Source organism: Pseudomonas sp. NY15435 (assembly GCF_048068295.1).
Classification (GTDB): Bacteria; Pseudomonadota; Gammaproteobacteria; order Pseudomonadales; family Pseudomonadaceae; genus Pseudomonas.
The window spans coordinates 214,804-239,729 of record NZ_JBLUQA010000002.1; the positions used below are offsets into that span (position 1 = coordinate 214,804).

The following is a 24,926-nucleotide window of genomic DNA, read 5'->3' on the forward strand; positions in this document are numbered from 1 at the left end:
ATGATGAATCACTATGAAGAAGCCACGCACTGACAGGGTCCGAAATCAGGACGCCAAGCGCCAGCAGAATCTGCGCGACCGAGAAGCGGCACACAAACATGCGGTGGGCGCGCAAAAGCTCAAGCTTGAAATCTACGCCGGCACTCGCGCAGACATTGACGACATGTGCCGGGTCGGCGGCTTCGAAGAAGAAGACGAGGCCATCACTCTCGGCCTCCGCTACCTGGGCAACATGGCGCGGAATGAGCCTGAGGAATATCGCCGCGCCCTCAACCCGAGGAACCTGGCATGAGTAGTAAAGGCCGCCAATTGATCCAGATCGCCCGCCGCCAGTTGGGCATGGAAGACGACACCTATCGCGCGCTCCTGGAGCGCGTGGCTGGCGTATCGTCATCGACCAAGCTGACCCCTCGCCAGATCGGCCGCGTCCTGGCCGAGCTGGAGCGCCTGGGCTGGACGTCCACCGCGAAGCCAGCAGATCGCCCGGCGCCGGAAGTGTCCGAAGACCGCAAGCCCCTGGTGGCCAAGATCGAGGCCTTCTTGGCAGAGGCCGGGCGCCCCTGGAGCTACGCAGAAGCTATGGGCAAGCGCATCTGCAAGGTGGATCAGATCGAGTGGATGGACTGCAAGCAGCTCGGCAAGCTGGTTGCGGCTCTGGCCTACGACGCGAAGCGCAACGGGCGGCCGGTATGAATCTGGAGCAGGTGCGCGACCAGCTTCCCGCTGTAGTCCTGGAGATCGCTGAGGCGGTGGGAATGTCCTCCGCCCTGCAACTGGTTGAGGAACTGGGCGGCACCTCCTGGGAGTTTGCCAAGGGGGCGAACCGCAACGGCCGCATCCGTGTCGCCGCACTGGCCGATATCGTGGGCGACGAGGCCGCGCAGCGCCTCACCGACCGTCTGCAAGGGAACAACATCTACATCCCGCGCTGCGCCGTAGCCCTCCGGCGCTTGCGCGACTTGGAGATTAACCAGCAGTTCGTCCAGGCGGTACGCGAGGGCGTCACCGCCAATACCGTGGTCGCGGAGCTGGCGCGAACTAACAAGCTCAGCGACCGTCAAATCTGGAACATCCTCAAGCAGCCGCTTCAGGAACCTGGGCCGCAGACGCCCGACCTGTTCCACTAAGCCCCGCACCCTGCGGGGCTTTTCGTTTCCACTGAAACCCTTCACCTGAGGTAGCGGTCACCGCCTTAGCAATATGGCGGCATGAACACGCAGCCTATTTCTCACGCCCCCACCAGCCCGCGCGACTACGCCGCGATGGTGCTTGCCGAGCCGGGCTTGGAACGCCGCCGCAGCCTGATGGAGCGCTGCCCTGAACACTGGCGCGAGCTGGTCGAAGAGCACGTCAAGACGGGCTATTCCCGTATCCAGGCCTACCGCAAGTTCATCAGCGGCCGCCGTCAGTCGATGGCCGAGGGCCCGCAGCCTGCACCACGCCGCGATGACACCAGCTACCGCATCAGCGACTTCAAGAAATCGGCGCCCGAGGTAGGCCAGCGCGAGCTGGCCAAGCTCAAGGCCCTGGTGGGAGGCGGCAATGGGGATTAAGACCCGTGTGCTGGCCGTCGCGCTGAGCGTCGCCACGCCCCTGGTGGGCTACTTCGAAGGCCGCAATCTGCTGGCCTACGCCGATCCGGTGGGCATCCCAACTATCTGCGACGGCTGGACCCGAGGCGTGAAGCTGGGCGACCAGGCCACGCCGGCCCAGTGCGACGCACTGACCCGCAAGGGCCTGGAGGAAGCCGCCCAGGTGTTCGGCGCCTGGGTGCCTCAGGACGTCATCGACCGCCTGCCGGCCAAGACCATCGCCGCCTACCTGTCTTTCATCTACAACGTCGGCCCCGGTGGTCCGGGCGTGAAGGATGGATTCGTCTGGCTCAAGGGCGGCGCCCACTCAACCATGCTGCGCGAGCTGCAGGCGGGCCGGATCGCCCAGGCCTGCGCGCAGCTTTCCAACTGGACCCGCGCTGGCGGTGTGCAACTTCGCGGCCTGGTCCGTCGACGTGCGGCCGAGCGCGAACTGTGCGAGGCCAACCTGTGAACTGGGTTCAACGACTCTCCGGTGTAGTAGCCGTCCTGATCATCTTTGGCCTGGTCGTACTCGGGGCCGAGGCCATGCAGTCCACCGCGCGGGCTCAGGGGTACGCCACAGCACAGGCCGAGGGTAAGGCCGCCCTGGAGCTGCAGCAGCGCAAATACGCCGAGGCGGAAGCCCGCAGAGCCCAGCAGGTAGCGGCTGATGCCAAAGCCAGCGCGAAGCGGGAGGCAGAACAGGCCGCGCGAGCTGACCGGCTTGCCGCCGACCTGGCCGAGCAAAAACGCCAGTACCGCAACACCACCGACCGACTCTCTGGAGAGATAGCCCGTGTCAACGACCTATACCGGGACGCGCTCGACGCGCCGCCTAAGCCTGTGCCTGCTTGCGTGCTTACTCGCGGCTGGGTGCGAATCTACGACGAAGCAACCGGAGCCCGGATGCCAGCCGTGGTTGATCCCGCAGGAGCTGATGCGCCGGCCACCACAGGCGACCCCGCTGAGCAACTCCCCTCAGGCATCGACCAGCGCGCCGTCCTGGCCCACCACGTCCGCTATGCCGAGCAGTGCCAAGGCACCGCCACTCAGCTGGACGCTCTGATCAACGTCTTGGAGGGCCATTGATGGCAACCGAAATGATCGGCTGGGCAATCACGCTGCTGTCCACCTTCGCCGGGATTGTGGTCGGCCTGGTCCGGCTACTGCTGTGGCAGTTCGAGAAACGCCTTTCTGAGAAGTTCGCCGCCCAGGACGAGGCGCGCCGCGAGGCTGGCGAGCACTGGGAGAAGAACTTCGCCAAGGTCCTGGAGCGCCAGGACAAGGACGCGCTTGCGGTTCAGCAGTTGGAGCGAGCCTTCCTCAATTTCAAGGCCGAGCTGCCCATGGAGTACGTCCGCCGCGAAGACTGGGTACGCGGGCAATCAGTGATCGAGGCCAAGCTCGACGGCTTGGCGCTCAAGTTCGAAAACATCCTGCTCAAAGGAGCACGCAATGATTGACCCCGCCAAGGCTCGCCGGGAATCCCTACGCTGGTTCATCCTGCTGACCCTCAACACCTCGCGGCCCGTGGACCCACACGAAACCGTCGTGCTCTCCACCATCCAGGGCATCTACCCGGACGCCACTCCCCTGGAGCTGCGGAGGGAGCTGGACTACCTAGCCGACCGTATGCTGGTCACTTTGGATAAAAAGCCCTCCGGCCACTGGGTATGTGGCCTGACCCACATCGGCGCGGACATCGCCGAGTACACCATCGAGTGCCACCCAGGTATTGCACGCCCCGAGAAGTACTGGGCAAACGGGGGCGCCTGATATGCCGCCCCGCTCGAAGGTCAAACAGCTTCCGCCCTCGGTGAAGGAATGGCTCGACCAGTCGCTGGTGGAGTCCAACTTCTCCGGCTATGAGGCGCTTTCAGCCGAGCTGGAAGCGCGCGGCTTCAGCATCGGCAAGTCTGCCCTGCACGCCTATGGCCAGAACTTCGAAGACCGGCTGGCGGCTCTACGCCAGTCCAGCGAGCAGGCACAGGCCGTCGTCAGGGCCGCCCCTGATGACGAGGGCGCCGTCAACGAAGCGCTCATGCGATTGGTCCAGGACCACCTGTTCAAGCTGCTGATGGCCTCCGAGGGCAAGCTCGACCTGCCCAAGGTCGCCAAGGCGGTGGCCGAACTGGGGCGCGCCTCGGTTGTGCAGGCAAAGTGGAAGGCCGAGTACCGCGACCGCGCCGAAGATGCCGCCGCAAAGGTCGAGAAGATCGCCAAAAAAGGCGGCCTCAGCGCCGACACTGTGGCCGAAATACGTCGAGAAATTCTGGGAGTCGCGAGTTGACCTCGCTACCCCTCATGCCGGTAATGCCGAGCGACCGTTTTGCAGCGGGGGCAGGAGTAATTGCTGCCGATGGCAAGATAGTGAAGGTGCAGTACCGACTTTTCTCCTTGGTCGAAACAATTGCTGCAGACGAAGTGGTGGCTTCCGGGCTCCATGCATTCATACGCCATCCCTCCTGCTGGGAGCCTGACGAGCTGATACTTGCTTCGGTCGTCATTTCGCTCCTGCGCTTTGCGCAAGGCAGCCTCAAGGTCAGAGATGCGTTGCTGCATTTCCATTTGTTGTACCTGAGCTGTCATGAGCTGTTGCTGAAGACTCATCAAGCTTTGGTTCAAATCGAAAACTTTGCTGCGGATCAGCTCGCCGTCTCGAAGCTCCACCAGCGCCCTGGCAATGTCTGTAGCCGTTTGAGTACTGCTGACCGCTGCCGCAAACCATTCCAGCATGTTGCTTCTCCTATACAAGCCACATCGGCCACCAAAACTATAACCGTGAGCCCCCGAACATGAGCAATGTAGTTTCTCCGCTGTTTGAGGCCGAGCCACAAGCTACGGACCTGTCGGTGCCTGCGGTGCTCCTGGGTTACCAGAAGGAGTGGATTGGTATTCGCGCGCCGCTCAAGGTCGGCGAGAAAAGCCGTCGTATCGGCCTGACCTGGGCCGAGGCGGCAGACAACGTCCTGGTCGCGTCCGCCGCAAAGAATGCCGGGGGACAGACGGTCTATTACCTCGGCTACAACCAGGACATGACAGTCGAGTACATCCAGGCCTGCGCGATGTGGGCCCGCGCGTTCGACTACGCCGCCGGGGAGATCGAGGAAGGCATCTGGCCGGATGGCCCGGACAAGAACATCAAGACCTATGCGATCACCTTCCCCAGCGGCAACCGCATCGTCGCCCTTACGAGTCGGCCCTCCAACTTGCGGGGCCGCCAGGGCATTGTGGTTATCGATGAGGCGGCCTTCCACGCCGACCTGGCGCAGTTGCTCAAGGCCGCACTTGCCCTGCTGATTTGGGGCGGCGAGGTACACGTCATCAGCACCCACGACGGCACGGACAACCCTTTCAATGAGCTGATCGAGCAGATCCGCGCTGGCAAACGCAAGGGCGTGCTCTTTCACTGCGACTTCAAGAAGGCTGTAGCCGATGGGCTGTACAACCGCGTATGCCTGCGCAAGGGCATCCCCTACGAAGCCGCCGAGGAACAGGCTTGGGTGGATGACGTGTACGCCTTCTACGGCGACGCCGCTGAGGAAGAGCTGGACTGCATACCCAGCCAGGGTGGCGGCACCTACCTGTCTCTGGCGCTGCTGGAACAGCGCAGCAGGTCCGGCGTTCCGGTGCTGCGCCTGGCGTACAAGCCGGGCTATGTAACCACTGACGAGGCGCTGCGCCTGGCGGACAGTTTCGCGTGGTGCGAGCGAGAGCTTGCGCCGCTTTTGGCACTGCTGCCGCCCAACGCCTGGAGCTTCTACGGCATGGACTTCGCCCGCAGCGGCGACCTGTCCGTGATCGTGCCCTTGCTCCAGGAGCAGGACAGCCGCAAGCGGCCTCCCTTCCTGGTGGAGCTGAGGGGCGTGCCGTTCAAGCAGCAGGAACAGATTCTGTTTTACATCGTGGACCGGCTGCCCAGCTTCATGGCAGGCGCCAACGATGCGCGCGGCAATGGCCAGCAGTTGGCCGAGGCAGCGGCGATCAAGTACGGGCACAACCGTATCAGCCAGGTGATGCTCACCGAGGGCTGGTATCGGGACAACATGCCGGGCCTCAAGGCCGACCTGGAAGATGGGACGCTTTACGACCTGCCAAGCGACCGCGACGTCATCGGCGACTTGCGCGCATTCAAGATGGTCAGGGGCGTGGCTCGAGTTCCTGACACTCGCACGACCGAGAAAGAAGGCGGCAAGCGCCATGGCGACGCGGGCATTGCCATGGCCCTGGCGCGCTTCGCCAGCCGCATGGAAATCGAGCGGTACGCCTATGAGGCCGTGAGGCCCACCAACTCCGATAAATTCGATGATGACCAGCCCTCCGGCTGGGGCATTAGAGGTGTTCTGTAATGGCTGAATCCGCAATCCTCGACGCCAGCGGGCGCCCCTTCGAACAGGTGAACATCCTGCAAGAGGTCGTACACGCAAGCGTCACGGGTGTCTATCAGGCGTGGTCGACCGATACCGTATCCACCTCGCTGGACCCGGCGCGGCTTCGCGCCATCCTCAACGCCGCTGCAACGGGAGACGCCCGCGACTACCTGACCCTTGCCGAGGAAATGGAAGAGAAGGACCCGCACTACGCGGCAGTCCTGGGCACTCGTAAGCGCGCAGTCTCAGGGCTGCCGATCAGCGTGGAAGCGGCCAGCGGAGACCCGCGCGCCGAAGAGCTGGCGGTCGCGGTGCGCGAGCTGGTGGAGCTGCCCGAGTTCGGCGACATGTTGGACGACCTTCTGGACGCCATCGGCAAGGGCTACTCCGTAGTCGAGCCGCTTTGGGAATACAGGGATGGGAAGTTCTGGCCGAAGAGCTACGAGTACCGCGACCCGCGCTGGTTCCAGTTCGACCGGGTGACGGGCAAGCGCCTGCAACTGATCGACTCGACCGGCCAGGGCCTGGAGCTGCCCCCGGATCGCCTTCTGATCCACCGGCCCCGCCTCAAGTCGGGCCTGCCCATTCGCGGCGGGGTCGCGCGCTTGGTGGCCGTGTCGTACATGTGCAAGTCGTTCTCCCTGAAGGACTGGATGCGCTTTGCCGAGTTGTTCGGCATGCCGTTGCGGATCGGGCGTTATGGCCCAGGCGCGAAGCCTGACGACATCGCCGTGTTGCGGCGGGCAGTTGCCCAGCTTGCGGCGGACGCTGCAGCGATTCTCCCGGAAGGGATGAAGATCGATTTCGAGGAGATCGCTAACGCGGCGGGCGGCGCCGATCTGTTCGAGAAGCTGGCCGAGTGGCTGGACAAGCAAATCAGCAAGGCCGTCCTGGGGCAGACCATGACCACGGATGACGGGTCCAGCCAGAGCCAGGCGAACGTCCATAACGAAGTTCGCAAAGACATCCTGCGCGCCGATGCCAAACAACTGGCCGCCACCGTCAATCACCTGGTGCGCATCTTCATCGACCTGAACTATGGGCCGCAGAAGATTTACCCGCGTGTTGTCCTCCAGGTCACGGAGCCGGAAGACCTCAAGACCTTGGCCGACGCGCTGACCCCGTTCATTGACCGAGGCCTGCCGGTCGAGGCCGCCGCGATCCTGGACAGGTTCGGTCTGGCCGCACCCGCCGAAGGCGCTGCCGTGCTCCGCCCATCCGGCGGCATGCAGCCATTGTCGGCCATCAACCAAGAGCACGCTTGCCAGTGTGGTGCCGGCGCAACGCACCGCAAGGCTCTCAACGCCGAGGGGCAGCGCGACCAGTTGGACCAACTGGCCGACAACGACCTGAGCGACTGGGAGCCCTTGGTGCGCCCAGTGCTGGACCCCATCCAGGCGCTGGCCGACAAGGCCGGTAGCTTTGAAGAGTTCCGCGCCGGCCTAAGCGGGCTGCTCGCCGAAATGGACCCGGCCAAGCTGGTCGAGGCGCTTGCGCTGGCCAGCTTTAAGGCCCGCGCGCTGGGCGACGCTGGAGATGCGCTGTGACGCCAGAACAGCCTAAGGTTCCAGTGCCAAAGGAAGCGCTCGACTGGCTTCGCGCCAAGGGCATCAAGCCCAGCTTTGACCACCGGGACGTATTCCAGGAGGAACACGCCACCACCTGGACGGTGGCCAAGGCGATGAAGCTGGACATCCTGGAAGCGATCCGCGCCGCCGTGGACGAGATGGTCGATGGCGGCCAGGACTACAACACCTTCCGGCGCGAGCTGCAGCCGCTCCTGGTCAAGCTTGGGTGGTGGGGCAAGGCTGAAATGGCGGACCCGCTGACCGGGCAGACCCGCGAGGTGCAGTTGGGCAGCCCGCGCCGACTTCGCGTCATCTATGACACGAACCTGCGCACAGCCAACGCAGCGGGGCAATGGGAGCGCATCGAGCGCACCAGGAAGACTCACCCGTACCTGCTCTACCAGCTCGGCCCCAGCCGGCACCACCGAGACCAGCACGTCGCATGGTCAGGCCTCCTGCTGCGCGCAGACGACCCGTTCTGGCAAACCCACTTCCCGCCCAATGGGTGGGGCTGCAAGTGTTGGGTGCGGCAGGTCAGCCGGCGAGAGGCCGAGCGCTTGCAAGCTAGCGGCAAGTACTCGACCGAGGCGCCCAACGGCAAGTTGCAGGAGTACGTGAACCGCCGCACCGGCCAGGTGCTCCAGGTGCCGGAAGGAATCGAGCCCGGCTGGGCGTACAACCCCGGCGCGGTGCCCCGTTTGAAACAGGCGCAGCAGCTTCTGGAGGACAAGGAGAAGGCATCGACCGTGCTGCAAAAAGGCGAAACGCCCTAGAAGGCCCCTGTTTAAGCGAAACGGCTGCGGGGCTAGGCCATGGGCGCGGCAGAAGGCTTGAGAGGCCTTGCGCGCAAATCTAACGGGGCTCTAACGGTAAGCGGGGGGTGAGGATGAAGCGGTAGTCGAAGGAGAAGTGAAGAGAGGGCGCCAGATTGGTGTGCGGGAACACCCCAGTCAGGCGCCGACAAGCAGACGATTCCTGCAAGCCAGCCGAGGCCCTCCCGCTCGACGTCGAGCCGGGCGAGCCTACCAGAAACCAGAAGGCTTAGCAGAGATGTTGAAAGAGGTTCGTTGTGGAAAGTGCGGGCGGTTGCTCGCCAAGGTCGGGCAACTGACCGAGCTGCAGATCAAGTGCTCCCGTTGCGGGACGCTAAACCACCAGAAGGCCGAGAGCCTCCCCAATAGAGCGCCGCCGAGCGCCGGACACGGAGGCCACCATGGCACAACAAAAGAAGGCGCCCGGACGTAACGGGTTCCAGTACAAACCGCGCTTCGGCGTGATCGTCGTTTGCCCCACTGAACAGCAGCAGCAGGAGGCCTACCAGCGCCTCAAGGCGCAGGGCTTCAAGGTCCGGGTGGTGTGCGTATGAGGCTCTCGACACTTCATCAGTGCCCAGACTTCGATAGCTACCGCGCCGCGCGGGTGAAGTCGCTGTTCAACGTGGAGGCCGGCAACCAGGTGGAAGTCCAGGCAGACCTGCCAATCGAGGACATGGCCTGGCAGATCGGCGTCATCGTTGGCCCATCCGGCAGCGGCAAGACCACGCTTGGCCGGGCAATCGGCGACCTCTACGCGCCGGATTGGCCGGCTCGCAAGCCCATCATTGACGCCATTGCGCCCGACGGCTCCTTTGATGCGGTTACCTCGGCGCTGTCTGCGGTAGGCCTGGGCAGCGTGCCGGCCTGGCTCCGCCCCTTCCCGGTGCTGTCCAACGGCGAGCAGTTCCGGGCGAACCTTGCGCGCCTTGTTTGCGAGGCGCCCGAGCTGGCGGTCGTTGATGAGTTCAGCTCGGTGGTCGACAGGCAGATCGCCCGGATCGGCGCGGGCGCCTTCGCCAAAGCCTGGCGCCGGACAGGCGGGCGGGCGGTCCTTCTGTCCTGCCACTACGACATCCTGGATTGGGTCCAGCCGGATTGGGTGTACGACACCGCATCTGGCCAGTTCCACAGGGGGTGGCATCGGCCAAGGCCCCGCTTCGACCTTGAGATTCGGGAGTCTCGCCAGCGCGACTATGCCCTGTTTGAGCCGCATCACTATCTGAAGCTGCCCCCGATGGTTGCCGCGTCTCACTACACGGGCTGGGTCGACGGCGAGCCAGTGGCGCACATAGCCTTCTCGACGCGGCCCGGCTTGATCGAGGCGCGGGCCTGCCGCCTGGTGGTCATGCCGGAATGGCAAGGCGCGGGAGTTGGAATGAGGTTCCTCAATGCGCTGTGCGCTCGCTGGCTGGAAGGCGAGAACCGATATCAGAAGCCGCTGCGCACCTTGTTCCACACCAGCCACCCCGGACTGGCAGCGGCGCTGCGGCGCGACCGGCACTGGACACAGGTCTCTGCCCAGTTGCTGGGCGGCAACAAGGCCAGGTCGAAGGAGTCGATGCTCGAAAGCAACCGGCGGCTGGGCCGGCATGTTGCATCCGGCGCTGGATATGGGGGCCACTTCCGAGCGGTCCAGGGCTTCCGCTACCTGGGAGAGTCCGAATGCAAGTCGTGATCGTTGGACAGAAGTGGCTGGCCCTGCAGGTGCTTCGCCTTTGCGTGGAGAGCGACCAGGACGTTGTTGCTGTCATCTGCCCGCCAGGCGACAGCCTGGCGGCAGAGGCACAGCACCGGGGGCTTCCGGTGATTGAGGAGGCACGCCGGGTAACTGCGGACCACGTCCCTGCCTGCGACGTGGTACTGGCGGCACACGCACACGCCTTCATCACGGCCGGCGCGAGGGGCCGGGCCAGGCTTGGCGCGCTCGGCTATCACCCGTCGCTACTGCCAAGGCACCGGGGGCGAGACGCCATCCGCTGGGCGCTGCACATGAGGGAGCCGGTAACTGGCGGGTCTCTCTACTGGATGGATGACGGCGCCGACACTGGTGCAGTAGTTGCCCAGCGCTGGTGCCATGTGCGGCCGGGGGATAGCGCCGCTGATCTGTGGCGCCGCGAACTGGGGCCAATGGGCGTGAGCCTGTTTGCTGAGACGCTCGCGGCTCTCGCCAGAGGCGAACCCTGCACGGGGGCCGCGCAGGATGAAACCCTGGCGACCTGGGAGCCCGCGTTTGCTCCCCAGCCGCTGGCGACGCACTGCTCATAAATGCAGCATTTTATGGAGGAAAGGCCCACGTCCTGACGATAGGCGCTTCACCATGGTGACTTGGACGGGGAATTCGTCGGCCAGGGTAGGCGCTAGTGGCAAAGTGCCGATAATCTAACGCCCAGGGAGAAACCTAGGGATTAGTTCAGTGACAAACTGGAAAGAGCACTTCTGGAACAAAACGGTCAGAGACACACTGCTGGGCGGCGTCTATTTAGCCATTCTTGCCGCGCTTTGGTCGCTAGCAAAAAAGGGGTGGGACAACTACAGCAGCGCTGCATCTGGGCTCGTTGAATGGTTAGCCACGCCCCTTCCCTTTACTTTTGAGGTGCCGATTTGGGTAATCATGATTGCCTACATTGCGGTCCTCGCTGCATTAGCTGCTCTCTCTGTTCAGTTGGGACGGCGGTCCTTCGTCATTTGGCGGGCTAAATCCGAGTTGCGCCAATCCAGAATCGCTGAGCAGAGGCGGCAAGAATTGGCTCGGGTCACTGAGGAGGTTGCTCGACTGCTTGGGCAAGATGCGCCCAAGGTACCTGCACCTACGGTGAGTCAGTCCGCCCCCGCTCCTGAGGCTAGCCTTGGGGCCGATACCCCCGACGTGAGGCCTTTCACCTACAACATAATTTCGGCGGCGGCATTAAAGTTTCTGCACTCAGTCGATAGGCCAGCAACGGCCGTGGAGATAGCAGACAAGCGAAAATTAAAGGTGGGAACCGTCATAAAAATATTAGAGAAGTTAAGCAATGACGGTTTGGTTGAATGGGATACTGATCGATACGAACGAAGGCTTTATGCACTAACACCTATGGGTGTTAAAGCAGCTTCAAAGATCCACTGAAACCTTTCCGGTAAACCGCCACCTTCATGCCGCCGACTATGGCGGCATGAAGAAGCCCACTCTGCAATCCTCCCTCGCCACCGCGCTCTGTTTTGAGCTGGGCACCGACGTGCCCGAGTGGGTCGAGGTGCTCCCGCCAGGTCCGAACGTGACCGGCCGCGATGGCCGGAAGTGGACCTACGACGCTAATCAGGTCATCGCCGAGACGGTTGCCCACACCCAGGGCGCCGATCTGCCATTCGACTACGAGCACGCTACCGAGCTGAAAGCCCCCAAAGGCGAGAAGGCCGAGGCCTCCGGCTGGGCGCGTGAGTACCGCATAAACGAACGCGGCGCCTTGGAAGCCCGCGTCGAGTGGACCAAAGAAGCCCGCAACGCTATTGAAGCGCGCCAGTACCGCTACATCTCGCCCGTCTTCGCCTACGACGACCGCACCGGCCACATCTACCGCTTCAGCAGCTTTGGCCTGGTCAACAAGCCGAACCTCGTCACCAAGGCCCTCAACTCCGAGCAGGCCCCATCCCTATCCCAACAACCGGAGGAATCCGATATGGCGCTTGCAGCCATCCTGGCGGCCCTTGGCTTGCCGGAAACCGCTACGGAAGAGGAAGCCGTGGCAGCCATCAACAAGCTGCTGGAAGACAAGAAAGTCGCCCTGCAGACCGCCGCGAACAGCGAGACGCGCGTTCCGTCGCTGGACCTCTACGTCCCGCGCCAGGACTACAACAACCTGGAAAAACGCGCCCTCAATGCCGAGCAGAAGCTCGACCAGCAGGCTAAGACCCAACTCGCTACGGCGATCAACGCCGAGATCGAGGACGCCCTCAAGGCCGGCAAGATCACCCCGGCAACCAAGGACTACCACCTGGCGGCCTGCCAGGAGGCGGGCGGCTTGGAGCGCTTCCGCCAGTTCGTGGCCGCCGCGCCTTCCGTAACCGATCCGGTCGCGCCGGACGGCGAGCGCCGGACCGAAAAGACAGCGCTCAACTCGGAAGAGCAGGCGGCCGCCCGCCAGTTCGGCTGGACCGATGAGCAGTACCTCGAAAAAACCAAGGGGATCAAGTAACCATGCCTACTATCATCACGCCGGCCGTACTCGCCCCGCTGTTCAAGGGCTACCGCTCCGAGTTCCAGCGCGCGCTGAGCGAAAACCAAGCCAAAGCCCAATGGAAGAACATCGCCACGCTGGTGCCCAGCGTCAGCGCTTCCAGCCTCTACGCTTGGCTGGGCCAGTTCCCCATGCTGCGCGAGTGGGTAGGCGCTCGCGTCGTCAAGCAGATGGCGGCGGAAGGCTACGAAATCACGAACAAGCTGTTCGAAGGCACCGTCGGCGTTCCGCGTACCGCCATCGAGGACGACCAGGCCGGCATCTATCTGCCCATGTTCGAGGAGATGGGCCGCGCCGCTGCCTATCACCCCGACTCCCTGGTGTTCGAGGCGCTGAAAGCGGGTATGACCTCGGCCTGCTACGACGGCCAGAACTTCTTCGACACCGAACACCCTGTGTATCCCGAGGTCGACGGCACCGGTACTGCGGTGCCCGTCAGCAACCTGGACATTCCCGGCGCTAGTCCGGGGCCGACCTGGTATCTGCTGGACGTCTCGCGCGCGATCAAGCCGATCATCTTCCAGGAGCGTACCAGGCCGGAGCTGACCAGCAAGACCAACCCGAACAGCAGCGACACTGTCTTCGACGAAGACCAGTTCGAGCACGGTATTCGCTACCGTTGCAATGCCGGCTTCGGCTTCTGGCAGATGGCCTATGCCAGTCAGCAACCGCTGACCGGTGAGTTCTACGGCAAGGCACGTGCAGCCATGGGCCAGTTCAAGGCCGATGGCGGTCGCCCGCTGAACATCACGCCTCGACTCCTGGTCGTTCCACCCCAGCTGGAAGCCGCAGCGCGCCGGTTGCTGATCAAGGACGAGAACGGCGGCAACGAATGGGCCGGCACCGCCGAGCTGTTCGTATGCAACGAGCTGGCCTAAGGGGGCGTCGTCATGATCGTGCGCATCAAGGCAGGTCGCCCCGTTTACCGCCGCCTGGGCGTCGTGTTCGGAAAGCAGCCCCAGGACTTCGCCGAGGACCGCTTCACCCAGGACGAGCTGGAGCGACTCCAGGGCGACCCGGTGCTGACCGTCACCCTGGAGGATGGCGAGCTGGCCGGCGAAGCCGGTCAGTCTGGTGGCGATGGAGCACCCCCGGATGGTGGCTCCGCTTCGGCTGAGCCTCCTGCTGCGCCCGTCGCAAAGGCCGTGAAGGCGCCGGCAAAGGCGCCCAAGCCCAATACCGCCGCCAAGCCTGGCGCGGCCAAGAGCAATGGCGCGGCCAAGGCGGCAGGGAAGCCGGCAGGGTCGGCTGCCAAGGACGACCAGCCGGGCGGCGACGGCGCCAACTCTTCCGCAAAGTCTGCGGAAGGTGAAGGCGCCGAGGGTGGCAAGGAGTAAACGCCATGCCCTACGCCACGCGCACGAACATGGTGGAACGCTGGGGCATGGACGCCCTCCTGGTCGTAGCGGATCGCGACCAGGACGGCGTGCTCGATGACGACGTGGTCGACCAGGCGCTGCTGGATGCAAGCGCCGAAATCGACACCTACGTCGGCGCCAAGAACCGCCTGCCGTTGCCCTCGGTTCCTGAAGTTCTTGTGCGGCTCTGCTCCGACATCGCGCTCTATCGACTGTCGGCAGATGGGAACAGCTCAACGGAAGAGAAGCGCAAGCGCTATGAGGACGCGGTAGCCCTGTTGCGCAGGATCGCCTCGGGGGAGGTCTCCCTTGGCCTGCCGACACCGCCTGAGCAGGAAAGCAGCGGCGATGCGTGGTTCGAAGCCCAGCCCGTGCGCTTCAGGGGGCTGCTGTGAGCGGCGCAGCCATCAACGTCAACCTGCTCCAGGACCAGCGCCTGGCCCGGCGATTGGACCGCCTGGCCGAGCTGGACCTGGGGCCCCTTCTGGAGGGCATCGGCGCCGAGGTAGAGAGCCAGACGCGCAGACGCATCCAGGTCGACAAGGCCAGTCCCTCCGGCACTCCGTGGCCGGAGTGGTCTGCGGACTACGCCGAGACCCGGCACAGCGGGCAGAGCCTGCTGCAAGGGGGCGGGCACCTGCTGAACAGCCTGACGTACCAGGTACTTGCTGACAGCGTCCTGGTCGGCAGTCCCCTGGTGTATGCCGCAACCCACCAGTTCGGCGACGAGGATCGAGGCATTCCGCAGCGCGAGTACCTTGGCCTGGAGGGCGAGGACCTGGAAGACGTCGTCGGCCTGATCGAGGACTACCTGGAGGACATCGCAGATGAGTGAGTTAACCGCCGACCAGGTGCTGGCCGGTCTGAAGACCTGGGCAGTTCAAGTTTTCGAGTTGGCCGGCATGAAGGTTGAGACGGCACTTCACGGCGGGCGCTTTACCCCGACCGACCTAGAACGCTACTCGACCAGCACCACGGCCTGCCGGCTCGCCCTGGAGGGGTTGAAGTTCGAAACCAACGGCAAGGGCCAGTTGATAGTCACCGCCCACGCGGTGGTGGTTGCCCTGGCCGGCGACTTGGGCAAGGGCGGCAGCCGCGCCAGCAACGTGTTGAGAGTGACCGCCGCGCTGCAAGCGGCGCTCCCTGGCAGCCGCTGCGGCCTGGCCCTGATGGACAGCATCAACGCGAAGGACATGCGCGCCGCCAACCTCTACCACGCCGAGCTGGACAAGAAAGGCACCGCAGCCTGGGTGCTGACTTGGCCGGTGAAGTTTGAACACCCCCGAGTCCATTAGGAGGACACATGAAGAACGAAAAGAGCCCCGCCTCGGCGGGCGAATCCAAACCGGCCGATGTGAAGGTGAAGATCACCGCCGAGGGCGGCCACCGTCACGCCGGCATCAAGCACCCGAAGGACGCGGTGATCACCGTGACCGAGGGTGATGCACAACTGATCATCGACCGTTTCAAGGTCGGCGAACGAGTGGAGGCGAAGTAAGCCATGGCACAACCTCAAGTATTCAAGGGCGTCGGCGTCCTGTACATCCAGCGCCTGGGCCTGGCCGATGCGATCCTGCGTGACATGGGCGACGTGGAGCAGCTTAAGTTTGCCCACCGCACGACCTCCACCACTTGGAAACAGCACCGCCGCCCCGGCGGTGGGAACCTGGCCAAGCTCGACACTCTGGAGGGGATCGACCTGACCGTGCAGGCGCAGGAGTGGACGCCGGAAAACCAGGCGCTGTTTCTGCAGGGTGGGCTGGAAAACCTGGCTGTCGAGACGGTAACCGGCGAGAGTATCGTCCTGGTTCCGGGCGGCCTGTCGCCGACCGAGTTCCCCGGCCCCACTAACGTGGTACTGACCAAAACCGCCGGCAGCACACCGATTCCTGCTGACGCCGTGGTGGTTTCGGCGGCTGGGGTCCGGGTTCCAGCAGACAGCACGGCCATCACGGAAGCGACTCCGGCCACCATTGCGTACACCAGCACCAAGGGCACCCGCATCCAGCCCATCATCGAGGCCGGTGCGGAGTACAAGCTGGTATTCGATGGCCTCAATGAAGCTGACAGCGGGCGTCCGGTGGTGGTTACCGTCCACCGCTGGAAGGCGCCGCCGGCCGAGGAACTGTCCCTGATCGATGCCGAGAACCCCGGCAAGCTGCTGGCCAAGGGGGAAGTGCTCGCGGACTCCAGCCGCCCAACCGACGAGTCGCCGTTCTACCGCATCGACTGGCTGTAACCCATCCACCTCCCCGGCCCCGCTTGGGGTCGGCTCCTGGAGTAACTGCAAATGAGCATGGCCCTAACGCAGACTGTTCGCCTTGGCGAAGTCATCGTGCAGGTGCGGGAGCTGACGGTGGGAGAAATCCGCCAGATGCTTAAAAGCATGGCCGAGGGCGGCGACGGTGACATGGTGGACTACGCGGTCCTGGAAGAGATCGGGCTCCGCGAACTGCTACTGATGACCGACCTTGAACAAGAGATCATCGAAGGACTAGCGCCGAGTCAGCTGCGCAAGGTCTATGAGGCCTGCCGCGAGATCAATAAGGATTTTTTCGCCCTGCGCGCTCGCGTCGAGGAGACGGGGCGAGTGGTGCTGGCGAAGCTCTCCGGCAGCTCGAGCGAAACGCCAGTGCCCTAATCCGGCACGGCCACACCGGCCTATGGGAATACCCCTGGGGCACCTGGCAGGCGGCACACGCAGAGGCTATAGCGGCCGCCGAGAGAACCAAGGAAGGGCGATAGCCCACAACGAAGAAGCCCCGCGCGATGCGGGGCTTCTGCTTTCCACTGAAGTGTTTCCAGTAAGGCGAAGGCGGCGGCGAGTAGATGCTTCGCCGTAATGATCAGCCTTTAGGCGCTCCGCGCTTCTTGCCTACCCCGGACAGGACCAGCAGCCAGAGTGCAACCGCTGCAACAGCGGTAAAGGCCACGAAGCCCCACGCAGCTTTAGGCGCGACCAGGGCAACCAGGCCAACGATAAGCACCAGGTGATAGAACTTCATGACGGACGTTCGCCTCTCTCTAACCGTCGATGCGCGCCAAGGGCGCACCGAAATGCAGAATTTTCGAGCCGGCTACTCTGCGCTGGTCGATCAGCTGCGGCGCCCGCTCAATCAAATCGCGTCCCTGCGCGACCTGCAATCCAGCCTAGTCGAGAACGACAAGCAACTCAACGCCGTCCGCGACAAGGTACGCGACCTTTCCAACGAGTTGATCAGCGCCGAGCGGCCGACGAAGGCCCAGCAAATGGCCTACCGCGCGGCTACGGCTGACGCCAAATCCCTCGAACAAGCTATTGCCTCCCAGCGCTCACAGTTGGCGCAGTTGTCTGCATCGCTGAAGGCGGCCGGGGTAGACACCAACTACCTGAGCAACGAGCAAAAGCGTCTGGCGGCAGACTTGGCACAGGCCTCGAAGGCCTCCGACCAGCAGGCGCGAATTGCAGGGGCTCGCGCGGCCCTGAACATTCGACCACACCGCGAGATACGCAATGAGGTTGCGCTGCTCCAGCAGCAGTACCAGACGCTGCAGCGTGTTGGCGGTCTGTCCTCTGCTGAACTAGCCCAGGCGCAGGTACGGCTGCGGGAGCGAACCTCCGAGCTGCTGGAAGGTACCAATGGCTGGGCGAAATCCCTCGGCCAGGTCCACCTCCAGGCCGGCGTTGCCCTGGCCAGTGTCGGCGCTCTCGCGTACGGCGGCGGCCAGTTGCTGGCCTTCTATGCCCGCTTTGCCCAGGAAATGGCGGCGGTCGATAGCATCACCAACATGACCAGGCCGGAGTTGCAGGCCATGTCCCGCGACGTCCGCCAGCTCTCGGTTGCCATGGGCAGGGATGCGGCGCAATCGGCGGAAGCGCTCAACGATATCCTTTCGTCTGGCGTCTCAGAGAACAACGGTATTTCTGTTCTCACCCTTTCGACGAAAGCCGCAATCGCGGGCCTCACCGAAACAAAGGCGGCGGCGGCTGGCGGCCTGGCCGTTGTCAACGCTTATGGCGAAAGCATCGAGAATCTGGAACTGCGATACGACCAGATGTTCCTGGCCGTGCGCGACGGCGTGACAACCTTCCCCGAGCTGTCGCAGTACCTGGGCGACGTGCTGCCCAGCGCGAAAGCGGCCGGCGTCGGATTCGATGAAGTTGCGGCGGCAATCGCCCGCATGACCATCGCCGGCATTCGCACTCCGCAGGCCGTGACTGCCCTGAAAGGTGCGATCAACGCTCTGGCCGCGCCAACGCCGGATGCTCAGAAGAAAATGGATGAGCTGGGCATCACCTGGAAGGGCCTCACCGCCACCTTGGAGGACATCGCATCCCGCAAGCTCGGGCTTGATGCAATGCGGCAACTGATCCCTGATGTTGAGGCGCGCACTGCCGTTCTAAGCCTGACCCAATACATCAAAGAGATGCGTGCTGAAGTAACAGCCATGGGCGCGGCTGGGGGCTCCATGGAGGCGGCGTATCAGAAGATGGCCGACACCCCGCAGGCCGACCTGGACCGATTCAACGCGGCGCTCGCGGAGACCAAGCTCCAGCTCGGAGAAGCCGCTACAGCGTTTCTCCCACTCGTTGAAGTTGCAGGAGACGCGCTCAAGGCATTCAACGGCCTGCCAGAACCCATCCGGGTGAGCATCGCGGCAATGGCCGCTATGACGATCACAGCTATCGCTCTGCGTAGCGCTATCGCAACGCTCAGGAGCCCCGTACAGCTATTCCTGGGGCACCTGGCAGCAACTCCAGCCGCCGCCGCCGCCACGGCTGGAGGGCTAGCCCAGGTCGGCACCAGCGCTACCAGCTTGATTCCGACGCTGCGGAACCTCGCATCCGTCGCCAGCGTTGCCAAAGGCGCGTTGGCGTTGGGCGTGTTCTCGTGGACCGGCGGCAAGCTCCTGGAGCTGTACGACCTGTACGAGCAAAACCAGGAGCTGATCCAGAGCCAGCAGGACTACGAGAAGGCGCTCAGCGACACCATCACCAAGACGGTGGAATATGCCGACGTGGTGATCCAGCCGACCCAGGCGCTGGCTCGTATGAACGATGAGCAGCGCAAGGCCTATGCCGAGTCGTTGCGCCTGGCGGAAGAGCACTACCGGAAACAGTCCGAACTGATCAGCCGGCGCGACATGCAGCGGGACGGCCCGACCGCGCCAGTGAGCAACGAGGCATTGGCTTCTGCTCGCCGAGCGCGTGAATACGGCCAGGCCCTGGAGCAGATGAACACCGACCAGGCCGCAGCGGCGGAGGCACTGGAGGCCGCCGAGAAGCGCCACAACGACAACATGGACAAGATCAGGGCGGACAACCTGGGCAAGCTCAAGACTGCCCTTGCTGCCCAGTTGCGCGCCTACGAGACCGCCAACAAGGCTCTGGAGGCCGCGAAGAAGCAACGCGAAGCGGTAGCGAAGGAGTTCGCCGACCTGTCCAAGGACGTGCGCGCCGCGCCTCAAGGGCAATCGTCGCTGTTCGACGTATACGACCTCAAGTCCAGGGCGAATCAATCGCTTCGGGCCGGGCGCAACGATGACGCCCTGCGCCAGGCGCGCGAGGCGGCCAAGGTCCTGCGCGAGCTGAAAGACGCCGGGGAAAACGGCTACGGCCTCGGCGGCCTGGCCGATGAGCTGGGCAACATCGCCAACAAGGCGGCCGGCAACATCGAGGGCGACCAGGCGGCGAAGCTCGCAACGATCAAGGCCGACATGGACGAAATCCTCGCCAAGGCCGAAGCCATGAAGCGGGTGAACATCGAGTTCAGCGGCGATGAGAAAAGCGTCCAGGCCCTGGAGCAGCAGGCGCTGGACCTGGCCGCGCGCCTTAAGCAATACATGACCATCCCGGTCAACTACGTCGGCGCGGACCCGAGCGTCGCCAGCAGCGAGAAGGATGCCGGGGCCATCATCGACAAGGGCGTCAGCCGCGCGGCGGGCGGCTGGATCGATGGCCCCGGCAGCAACACCAGCGACAGCATCCGCCTGAACGCCTCCCGTGGAGAGTTCGTGTTGCAGGCCCGCGCGGCTCGCCAACTGGGCGCGACGGCCCTGGAGCACATGAACCGCTCCGGCACGCTGCCCCCTGGCCGGGCCGACCTTGTGCCCTATATCCCAAGCCTTCCGGCCATGGAGCGAAGCGGAGAGCGCCAGCCGCTCAATCTCGCGATGCCGTGGGGCGGCTCCTACGCCCTGGAAGGCTCGCCGTCCGAGGTCCAGCGATTCGACCAGGACCTGCGCAAGGCCCGCCTCAAGTTCGGAGCGAACTGACATGAGCAACACGCCAACGCCGCTGATCCTGGGCGGCCTGTCGATCATCCAGCACGCGGGCGCCGGTCCGATCCGCCAGAGCTATGAGCCCATTGGAGGCAGCACCGCGCTGCGCCTGAATGGCGGGACCGGGATCAAGATGACCAACTGGGGCAAGACCGCGACCACCGCCAGCGGGGCTGGCAACCTTGACCCCGGTCTGTTCGCCCTCGATGTCAGCCAGCCGCTTGAGCTGCTGTGCGTTGCCCCTCGCGCGATGATTGGCACAGGCCGGCAGTTCGTCCTCCCGCCAGCCGCTCAACGCCGTCCCGATGTGGCGCCCTGGGGATGGGCGTTCGCTGGTGGCCAATGGCTGGACGTGGCTGTCCTCATGAACGGCGACAGCGTCGAGCTGCAGGCGGTCGCCGGAGCTACCGCCTACCGCGTGTTCTGGCTGCCGCGCCTGGTGGTGTTCACTCCTGGTCTGACCTACGAGTTCGACGAGGCCAGTGGGCTCTATGACTGGTCGCTGAGCGCGGAGGAAATCTGATGTTCGGCGCGCCGTTCAACTCGGTCACGTTCAATGGAGCGCTGGTGCTTGGCCAGGCGCCAGGTGAGCCCGTTGTTATCCAGCCGCCCGAGCCACCAGGGCTGGGCGTACCGGCATCCGGCTATGCGTTCCGCTGGTGGGTGTCGGTGCTGATCGGCGGCGCGCAGGTAGCCGGGAACCTGACCGGCCGTATGCAGATTGACCGTGAGGAAGGCGCGGCAGGCGTTGCCACCTTCTCGCTGTACTACCCGCCAGGGGCATCGGTTCCGACCGACCTGGGCGGTGATGCTGTGATGGTCGACTTCATCAGCGAGACAGGCGGCACCACGACCACCGCCCGCCGATATACCGGCGTGGCCGTTGAGCCACGCTGGGATGCGGTCAACCGGGTGATGGAAATCACCTGCAGCGACAAGCTGCAGCAGCGCATCGAGCAGATGCAGATTGCCGAGATTGACGGCCTGGTGGGAGGCGCCTGGTCGCCCGACGTCTTCGAGGCTGCGGAGGGTCGCAGCCGCTTCGACTACACCACCGAGCGGCTGAGCACGGTGCCAGCAGCGCTGGACGTCAGCGCCGATGGCGTGATCCGAGTGACCTCCTGGTACTCCCAGGCCCCGGCGTTCGTCTTCGCCGAGGGCAGCACGCTTTACCAGACCGTGAGCGTCGAGCTGGCCCAGGCACAGAGCGCCACCAACCGCGTGGAATTGAACGTCGACTATCGATACAGCCGGCTGTGGGAGCGCCACGACCACTATTCATGGGAGCACCCCGGTACGGGCGGGCTTGGTGGCGTGGGCGGCTTCTGTCACTGGCGGCCGCAGTCCACCGACCTGCCAGACGTCGACATGATCGAGCAGGCAACCTCCAGCGCCGGGATGAAGCTGCTGGCCGATGCGGAGTACAACAGGCTCCCGCCGTCCAATGGCGACCCTTGCGGCACTGGCCAGGGCTGGACCAACAGATTCCCCAACCTGGTGCTGGGCGCGACCTGGACAGGCGGGCGCCGCTGGGCGCAGCCGGTCACTGAGCGCTATTCGATCCTCATGGGTACTCAAGTCGGTCTTGAGGGCGCCAGCGAGGTCCAGGTACTCAACCGCCAAAGCGCCGCGTTTGAGATCGAGGACGGCCGCAGCGAGTCCTGGGAGAGCGACGAGTTCGATGCCGGCGAGCCGGGAGCCACCGACCTGGTGAACGACGAACGCCGCGAGGCTGCCTTCCTCTGCACGTTGCAGCGCGCGGCAGTCTCGGTCATTGGCGCGCATCGCGGCACCACCGTTAGCTGGCAAGTGCCGACTCCCATGGGCGTCGGTTGCGACCTGGTGCATACGCTTGAACTGCGCGACCAGGTGAAGGTGCGCGGCAAGTGCCGCCGCATCGTCGATGAGTACGACTTCGACGCGGGCACCGCCATCACCACCCTGGCCATCGCCGTGATGAGGGGCGGCGGTGTTTCCGATCCTCTCACGCCCCCCGCCAAGCCGGCTGTCGACGTCACCCAGGCTGATTTCGTCCACGACCCGCTAGCCAGCCAGTTGGGCCTGCGCAACGAAAGCCCGATCTACGACGACGCCCTGGACGGGTTCGCGGGGAACTACGACGACCGCGACGACGACATCAACCCGAACCTGGAAGAGTTCCCGCGCCGCATGACGATTACCGCGCCGGAGATCGACTCTGCCCTGCGCGATGAGCGCGAGGTTCCCGTCTCCGTCATCTATCGCGTCGGCATACCCGACGATTTGCTGGAGCTTTGATACATGGCATCCAACACCACGCGCAGCGCCTCGATTGTTGCAGACCTGCGCGCCCTCACTGGCGGCAGCGCCGCGCAGAGCAAGCAGCTGAAAACTCTGGAGCCACGGGGGGCGCTTGCAGCACAGCGCGGTCGTGCGGACTACCAGGAGCCCGCCGCAGCAACGCCGGGGGGAGGCATCGCCAGCCCCCTGACCGAAACCAGCCGCACGACCTGGGACACCCAGTACCTGTACAGCTCCGATGGCGTCTACGTCATGGAGCTGAAACCCATCAAGAGCGTCACCTTCGAGGACGCCAACAACGCCGAGGCGCAATTCCGCTATCTGGAGCCCGCCGATGATTGAGCAACTGACCAAGGTCAGCGCCTGGGGCTGCCCGTGGCACGGCAGGATCACGGGCAACACCTTGCGACTGCCGAATGGCAAGACCCGCGAGGGGTACGATGCCGGCGCGGTTCCAGGCTGGTCCTGGCGCTTGAAAGTGCCAAATGTTGCGCCTATCGAACGCTCCCCTGAAGAGGTGGCGCAGGACGCCATACGCGGGTGGACGTGGCGAAACGAGGTAATTGTCTTTCCTGGCGGCGATCAGGTGTTGCTGCATGGCGCCCAGCGTGCCAGGCCGTGCCATTGGTTGTACGCAGTAGCGCCCGGCAACCTCTGGAGGGTTCAGGCCCCGGCATTCGCGATCAACGGCGGCACCTTGGTTCAGCCTTTGACGCTCACACGCTTTGGTGAGCTGCGCCTTCGCAAATCCACCGACTCCTGGGAGCCCCAGACCGTCCTGGTGCCGGTCGAGCTGGTCGGTATCAGCCCGGCAGACACCTGGATCGAGGAGGCAAACGTGCTCTGGGACGTCGACGCCAACGGTGGCCGGGGGCTGTTCATCGCTGGCAGTAGTGAGCTGCCGGCCGCAGGGAATGGTGCTCTGATACTTCGCATCAGTGGCTCCGGGCAGCCAGGTGATGAGTTCGTCGCCCGCCTCGAAGTGCTTCATGCGCCGGACGATGGGGGTTACAGCGCTTCAAGTAGCTGGGGCCCTGTACGCAAGCGGTGGTCGGCGCAAACCACTATCAGCGAGCGCTGGGAGCCCAGCTCCGCAAGCTGCCCCAAGGACTTCGTGCGGTCCATCGACGCCTACAACATTGCCCTGCTACCAGTGACGGAAGGATTGCCCGTCAACGAGTTCGGGTATTGGGAAGGCACACGCTCTTGCAGCATCCGTTACCCGGTCGCGTTCTGGTTCAAGCCTGACGGCGAGATCGGAGTGGTCGAGCTGCAGGCCGAGTACACACTGAACGAGCAGAACTCGCACACTGGCAGTGCCACCGCAGTGACGCCCGCGCAGACGCGGCAGCACTACAAGCCCAACTCCAGCAACACCGAGTGTAACTTCGAGTCGACCTCTTCGACCGGGGGGCTCTATGACTGGCAGACGCTGATAAGCAACACCTACGACGAGCACTACGACATCTCCCTCCTGCTCGACGGCGAAATCTTCGACAGCGCCTCGATCCACTACCACGTCGAGCGGAAGAATGAGGGCGCCGGCCGCGCCAGCGATCTCTCGCTCGTTCCGTATGAGGGGCGCTCGACGTACCGCCTGGAGCTGAACGGCGAGACCTGGGACACCAGCGTCTCCGATGCCACCGGCCAGTTGCTCGGCTTCCAGCCCTTTGGCAGCCGGATCGCACCGCACATGCTGTTTGAGCTGCCGTTCGACCCGAATGACCGCGCCAACAACACCAGGGCGATGCGGAGCCTGGTCGTCGGCAGCTTCGATGGCACGCGCGGCCTCAGTGCGCGGCCGTGGGTCTACGGCAATCACCTGATCTGCCTGCTCACCACGGGGGCGGGGAACGGCAATCAGCAGCTCTACGGCCCCAGCGCTCAGCCCTCAGGGGTCGACTCGCGCACCTTCCTCGTCTCAGGCGGCTCGCCGCGCTACGGCAGCTGGAACCCGGTCACGGGTGAGGTGGCGGTAGGTGAGCAGTTGCCCGTCAACTTCGCGTAGGTAATCCCATGCAGAGATTCGTTAACGACTACTTCATCCAGCTGACCGGGCCGCTGGCCCCAGCTGGAGGCACGCTGCCCATCGCGGCCGCCGATGCGGCCCGCCTTCCCATGGCGGCGGAAGACTTCTACCTGCTCACCCTGGTGGACTCCCTCGACATTCGGGAGCGCACACGGGTGGAGGTCGTCAAGGCATCGGCGGCGCCTGGCGGCGCTATCGCCCTGGTGCGACAGCAGGAGAGCACCCAGGCCGGGGCGTTCGTCGCCGGGGACTGGGTGCTGTGTGGCCCCACGGCGGGAACCATCGCCGGCCTAGTGGCAAAGGCTTCCCAGGTCGACGCGCTGGCCTCCCAGGTGCAGGACCTGCAGCAGCGCGTTTCGGCTTTGGAGGATGGAGGGCCGTCTGAGGACGTGCTCGCCGATCAGGGCGGCAATCGCTTAACCGATGAACAAGGAAACTATCTGAAAGGGGTATGACC

Annotated in this window: 34 protein-coding genes; 32 read left to right on the top strand and 2 right to left on the bottom strand. The window is 64.3% G+C overall.

Going from position 1 to position 24,926, the window contains the following annotated elements; all coding sequences use genetic code 11:
• Nucleotides 1-13 precede the first annotated feature (13 nt).
• The 9 genes from ACNFH5_RS05075 (at nucleotide 14) to ACNFH5_RS05115 (ending at nucleotide 3,864) form a co-directional block, all read left to right on the top strand.
• A complete protein-coding gene (locus ACNFH5_RS05075) occupies nucleotides 14-292 on the top strand; it encodes a hypothetical protein (protein WP_416744612.1) in 279 nt (92 codons plus the stop codon).
• Nucleotides 289-693: a gp16 family protein gene (locus ACNFH5_RS05080; RefSeq protein WP_416744613.1), complete on the top strand. Its 405-nt coding sequence runs from the start codon at nucleotides 289-291 to the stop codon at nucleotides 691-693. The genes ACNFH5_RS05075 and ACNFH5_RS05080 overlap by 4 nt, the downstream gene beginning before the upstream one ends.
• Entirely contained in the window at nucleotides 690-1,127 is a 438-nt protein-coding gene (locus tag ACNFH5_RS05085; RefSeq protein WP_138215951.1) for a Mor transcription activator family protein, read from the top strand. The genes ACNFH5_RS05080 and ACNFH5_RS05085 overlap by 4 nt, the downstream gene beginning before the upstream one ends.
• Before the next feature lie 81 nt (nucleotides 1,128-1,208).
• Nucleotides 1,209-1,553: a hypothetical protein gene (locus ACNFH5_RS05090; protein WP_416744614.1), complete on the top strand. Its 345-nt coding sequence runs from the start codon at nucleotides 1,209-1,211 to the stop codon at nucleotides 1,551-1,553.
• The gene (locus ACNFH5_RS05095) at nucleotides 1,543-2,046 is read left to right on the top strand and encodes a lysozyme (RefSeq protein ID WP_416744615.1); all 504 of its coding nucleotides are present in this window, start codon (nucleotides 1,543-1,545) and stop codon (nucleotides 2,044-2,046) included. The genes ACNFH5_RS05090 and ACNFH5_RS05095 overlap by 11 nt, the downstream gene beginning before the upstream one ends.
• The gene (locus ACNFH5_RS05100) at nucleotides 2,043-2,663 is read left to right on the top strand and encodes a hypothetical protein (RefSeq protein ID WP_416744616.1); all 621 of its coding nucleotides are present in this window, start codon (nucleotides 2,043-2,045) and stop codon (nucleotides 2,661-2,663) included. Before ACNFH5_RS05095 ends, ACNFH5_RS05100 begins: the two co-directional genes overlap by 4 nt.
• Nucleotides 2,663-3,037, top strand: a complete 375-nt coding sequence (locus ACNFH5_RS05105; RefSeq protein ID WP_054906978.1) for a hypothetical protein — start codon at nucleotides 2,663-2,665, stop codon at nucleotides 3,035-3,037. Before ACNFH5_RS05100 ends, ACNFH5_RS05105 begins: the two co-directional genes overlap by 1 nt.
• A complete protein-coding gene (locus ACNFH5_RS05110) occupies nucleotides 3,030-3,350 on the top strand; it encodes a hypothetical protein (protein WP_416744617.1) in 321 nt (106 codons plus the stop codon). The genes ACNFH5_RS05105 and ACNFH5_RS05110 overlap by 8 nt, the downstream gene beginning before the upstream one ends.
• Before the next feature lies 1 nt (nucleotide 3,351).
• Nucleotides 3,352-3,864: a DUF3486 family protein gene (locus tag ACNFH5_RS05115; protein ID WP_416744618.1), complete on the top strand. Its 513-nt coding sequence runs from the start codon at nucleotides 3,352-3,354 to the stop codon at nucleotides 3,862-3,864.
• Nucleotides 3,865-3,869: 5 nt separating this feature from the next.
• On the opposite strand, the gene ACNFH5_RS05120 is transcribed toward ACNFH5_RS05115, so the two are convergent.
• Nucleotides 3,870-4,310, bottom strand: coding sequence for a hypothetical protein (locus ACNFH5_RS05120; RefSeq protein WP_416744619.1), 441 nt, complete (start codon nucleotides 4,308-4,310; stop codon nucleotides 3,870-3,872).
• Between the two features lie 59 nt (nucleotides 4,311-4,369).
• Between ACNFH5_RS05120 and ACNFH5_RS05125 the strand changes: the two genes are divergently transcribed.
• The 17 genes from ACNFH5_RS05125 to ACNFH5_RS05205 all read left to right on the top strand — a co-directional run bounded on the left by ACNFH5_RS05125 (nucleotide 4,370) and on the right by ACNFH5_RS05205 (nucleotide 16,540).
• Nucleotides 4,370-5,923 (top strand): hypothetical protein, encoded by a 1,554-nt coding sequence (locus tag ACNFH5_RS05125; protein WP_416744620.1) that lies wholly within the window; start codon nucleotides 4,370-4,372, stop codon nucleotides 5,921-5,923.
• Nucleotides 5,923-7,491, top strand: a complete 1,569-nt coding sequence (locus tag ACNFH5_RS05130; RefSeq protein ID WP_416744621.1) for a DUF935 domain-containing protein — start codon at nucleotides 5,923-5,925, stop codon at nucleotides 7,489-7,491. Before ACNFH5_RS05125 ends, ACNFH5_RS05130 begins: the two co-directional genes overlap by 1 nt.
• Nucleotides 7,488-8,285 (top strand): phage minor head protein, encoded by a 798-nt coding sequence (locus tag ACNFH5_RS05135; RefSeq protein ID WP_416744622.1) that lies wholly within the window; start codon nucleotides 7,488-7,490, stop codon nucleotides 8,283-8,285. Before ACNFH5_RS05130 ends, ACNFH5_RS05135 begins: the two co-directional genes overlap by 4 nt.
• 277 nt (nucleotides 8,286-8,562) lie before the next feature.
• A complete protein-coding gene (locus ACNFH5_RS05140) occupies nucleotides 8,563-8,757 on the top strand; it encodes a Com family DNA-binding transcriptional regulator (protein ID WP_138215960.1) in 195 nt (64 codons plus the stop codon).
• Nucleotides 8,726-8,878: a hypothetical protein gene (locus ACNFH5_RS05145; protein WP_171039455.1), complete on the top strand. Its 153-nt coding sequence runs from the start codon at nucleotides 8,726-8,728 to the stop codon at nucleotides 8,876-8,878. Before ACNFH5_RS05140 ends, ACNFH5_RS05145 begins: the two co-directional genes overlap by 32 nt.
• On the top strand, nucleotides 8,875-10,002 hold the full coding sequence (locus tag ACNFH5_RS05150; protein ID WP_416744623.1) for a GNAT family N-acetyltransferase: 1,128 nt from the start codon (nucleotides 8,875-8,877) through the stop codon (nucleotides 10,000-10,002). The genes ACNFH5_RS05145 and ACNFH5_RS05150 overlap by 4 nt, the downstream gene beginning before the upstream one ends.
• Nucleotides 9,990-10,592, top strand: a complete 603-nt coding sequence (locus tag ACNFH5_RS05155; RefSeq protein WP_416744624.1) for a formyltransferase family protein — start codon at nucleotides 9,990-9,992, stop codon at nucleotides 10,590-10,592. The genes ACNFH5_RS05150 and ACNFH5_RS05155 overlap by 13 nt, the downstream gene beginning before the upstream one ends.
• Before the next feature lie 148 nt (nucleotides 10,593-10,740).
• Entirely contained in the window at nucleotides 10,741-11,433 is a 693-nt protein-coding gene (locus ACNFH5_RS05160; protein WP_416744625.1) for a hypothetical protein, read from the top strand.
• A gap of 46 nt (nucleotides 11,434-11,479) precedes the next feature.
• Nucleotides 11,480-12,499, top strand: coding sequence for a phage protease (locus ACNFH5_RS05165; protein WP_416744626.1), 1,020 nt, complete (start codon nucleotides 11,480-11,482; stop codon nucleotides 12,497-12,499).
• Nucleotides 12,500-12,501: 2 nt separating this feature from the next.
• Nucleotides 12,502-13,419: a Mu-like prophage major head subunit gpT family protein gene (locus ACNFH5_RS05170; protein WP_416744627.1), complete on the top strand. Its 918-nt coding sequence runs from the start codon at nucleotides 12,502-12,504 to the stop codon at nucleotides 13,417-13,419.
• Between the two features lie 12 nt (nucleotides 13,420-13,431).
• On the top strand, nucleotides 13,432-13,878 hold the full coding sequence (locus ACNFH5_RS05175; RefSeq protein ID WP_416744628.1) for a hypothetical protein: 447 nt from the start codon (nucleotides 13,432-13,434) through the stop codon (nucleotides 13,876-13,878).
• Between the two features lie 5 nt (nucleotides 13,879-13,883).
• The gene (locus ACNFH5_RS05180) at nucleotides 13,884-14,294 is read left to right on the top strand and encodes a gp436 family protein (RefSeq protein WP_416744629.1); all 411 of its coding nucleotides are present in this window, start codon (nucleotides 13,884-13,886) and stop codon (nucleotides 14,292-14,294) included.
• Nucleotides 14,291-14,734: a phage virion morphogenesis protein gene (locus ACNFH5_RS05185; protein ID WP_416744630.1), complete on the top strand. Its 444-nt coding sequence runs from the start codon at nucleotides 14,291-14,293 to the stop codon at nucleotides 14,732-14,734. The genes ACNFH5_RS05180 and ACNFH5_RS05185 overlap by 4 nt, the downstream gene beginning before the upstream one ends.
• The gene (locus ACNFH5_RS05190) at nucleotides 14,727-15,194 is read left to right on the top strand and encodes a hypothetical protein (RefSeq protein ID WP_416744631.1); all 468 of its coding nucleotides are present in this window, start codon (nucleotides 14,727-14,729) and stop codon (nucleotides 15,192-15,194) included. Before ACNFH5_RS05185 ends, ACNFH5_RS05190 begins: the two co-directional genes overlap by 8 nt.
• Nucleotides 15,195-15,202: 8 nt before the next feature.
• Entirely contained in the window at nucleotides 15,203-15,397 is a 195-nt protein-coding gene (locus tag ACNFH5_RS05195; protein WP_416744632.1) for a hypothetical protein, read from the top strand.
• Nucleotides 15,398-15,400: 3 nt separating this feature from the next.
• A complete protein-coding gene (locus ACNFH5_RS05200; RefSeq protein WP_416744633.1) occupies nucleotides 15,401-16,138 on the top strand; it encodes a hypothetical protein in 738 nt (245 codons plus the stop codon).
• Between the two features lie 51 nt (nucleotides 16,139-16,189).
• A complete protein-coding gene (locus tag ACNFH5_RS05205) occupies nucleotides 16,190-16,540 on the top strand; it encodes a hypothetical protein (protein ID WP_416744634.1) in 351 nt (116 codons plus the stop codon).
• 205 nt (nucleotides 16,541-16,745) lie between these two features.
• Here ACNFH5_RS05205 and ACNFH5_RS05210 read toward each other — a convergent pair whose 3' ends face one another.
• Nucleotides 16,746-16,904 (bottom strand): hypothetical protein, encoded by a 159-nt coding sequence (locus ACNFH5_RS05210; RefSeq protein ID WP_171039456.1) that lies wholly within the window; start codon nucleotides 16,902-16,904, stop codon nucleotides 16,746-16,748.
• On the opposite strand from ACNFH5_RS05210, the gene ACNFH5_RS05215 reads away from it, so the two are divergent.
• Genes ACNFH5_RS05215 through ACNFH5_RS05240 form a run of 6 tightly spaced genes read left to right on the top strand, consistent with a single transcriptional unit; the run spans nucleotide 16,903 to nucleotide 24,924 of the window.
• Nucleotides 16,903-20,154: a phage tail tape measure protein gene (locus ACNFH5_RS05215; protein WP_416744635.1), complete on the top strand. Its 3,252-nt coding sequence runs from the start codon at nucleotides 16,903-16,905 to the stop codon at nucleotides 20,152-20,154. The genes ACNFH5_RS05210 and ACNFH5_RS05215 overlap by 2 nt on opposite strands.
• Nucleotide 20,155: 1 nt before the next feature.
• Nucleotides 20,156-20,683, top strand: coding sequence for a hypothetical protein (locus ACNFH5_RS05220; RefSeq protein ID WP_416744636.1), 528 nt, complete (start codon nucleotides 20,156-20,158; stop codon nucleotides 20,681-20,683).
• Between the two features lie 44 nt (nucleotides 20,684-20,727).
• On the top strand, nucleotides 20,728-22,437 hold the full coding sequence (locus ACNFH5_RS05225) for a hypothetical protein (RefSeq protein WP_416744637.1): 1,710 nt from the start codon (nucleotides 20,728-20,730) through the stop codon (nucleotides 22,435-22,437).
• Between the two features lie 3 nt (nucleotides 22,438-22,440).
• A complete protein-coding gene (locus ACNFH5_RS05230) occupies nucleotides 22,441-22,782 on the top strand; it encodes a hypothetical protein (protein ID WP_416744638.1) in 342 nt (113 codons plus the stop codon).
• Nucleotides 22,775-24,448 carry a hypothetical protein gene (locus ACNFH5_RS05235; protein WP_416744639.1) on the top strand — a complete coding sequence of 558 codons (1,674 nt, stop codon included), beginning with the start codon at nucleotides 22,775-22,777 and terminating at the stop codon, nucleotides 24,446-24,448. Before ACNFH5_RS05230 ends, ACNFH5_RS05235 begins: the two co-directional genes overlap by 8 nt.
• Nucleotides 24,449-24,456: 8 nt before the next feature.
• A complete protein-coding gene (locus ACNFH5_RS05240) occupies nucleotides 24,457-24,924 on the top strand; it encodes a hypothetical protein (protein ID WP_416744640.1) in 468 nt (155 codons plus the stop codon).
• Nucleotides 24,925-24,926: the final 2 nt, after the last annotated feature.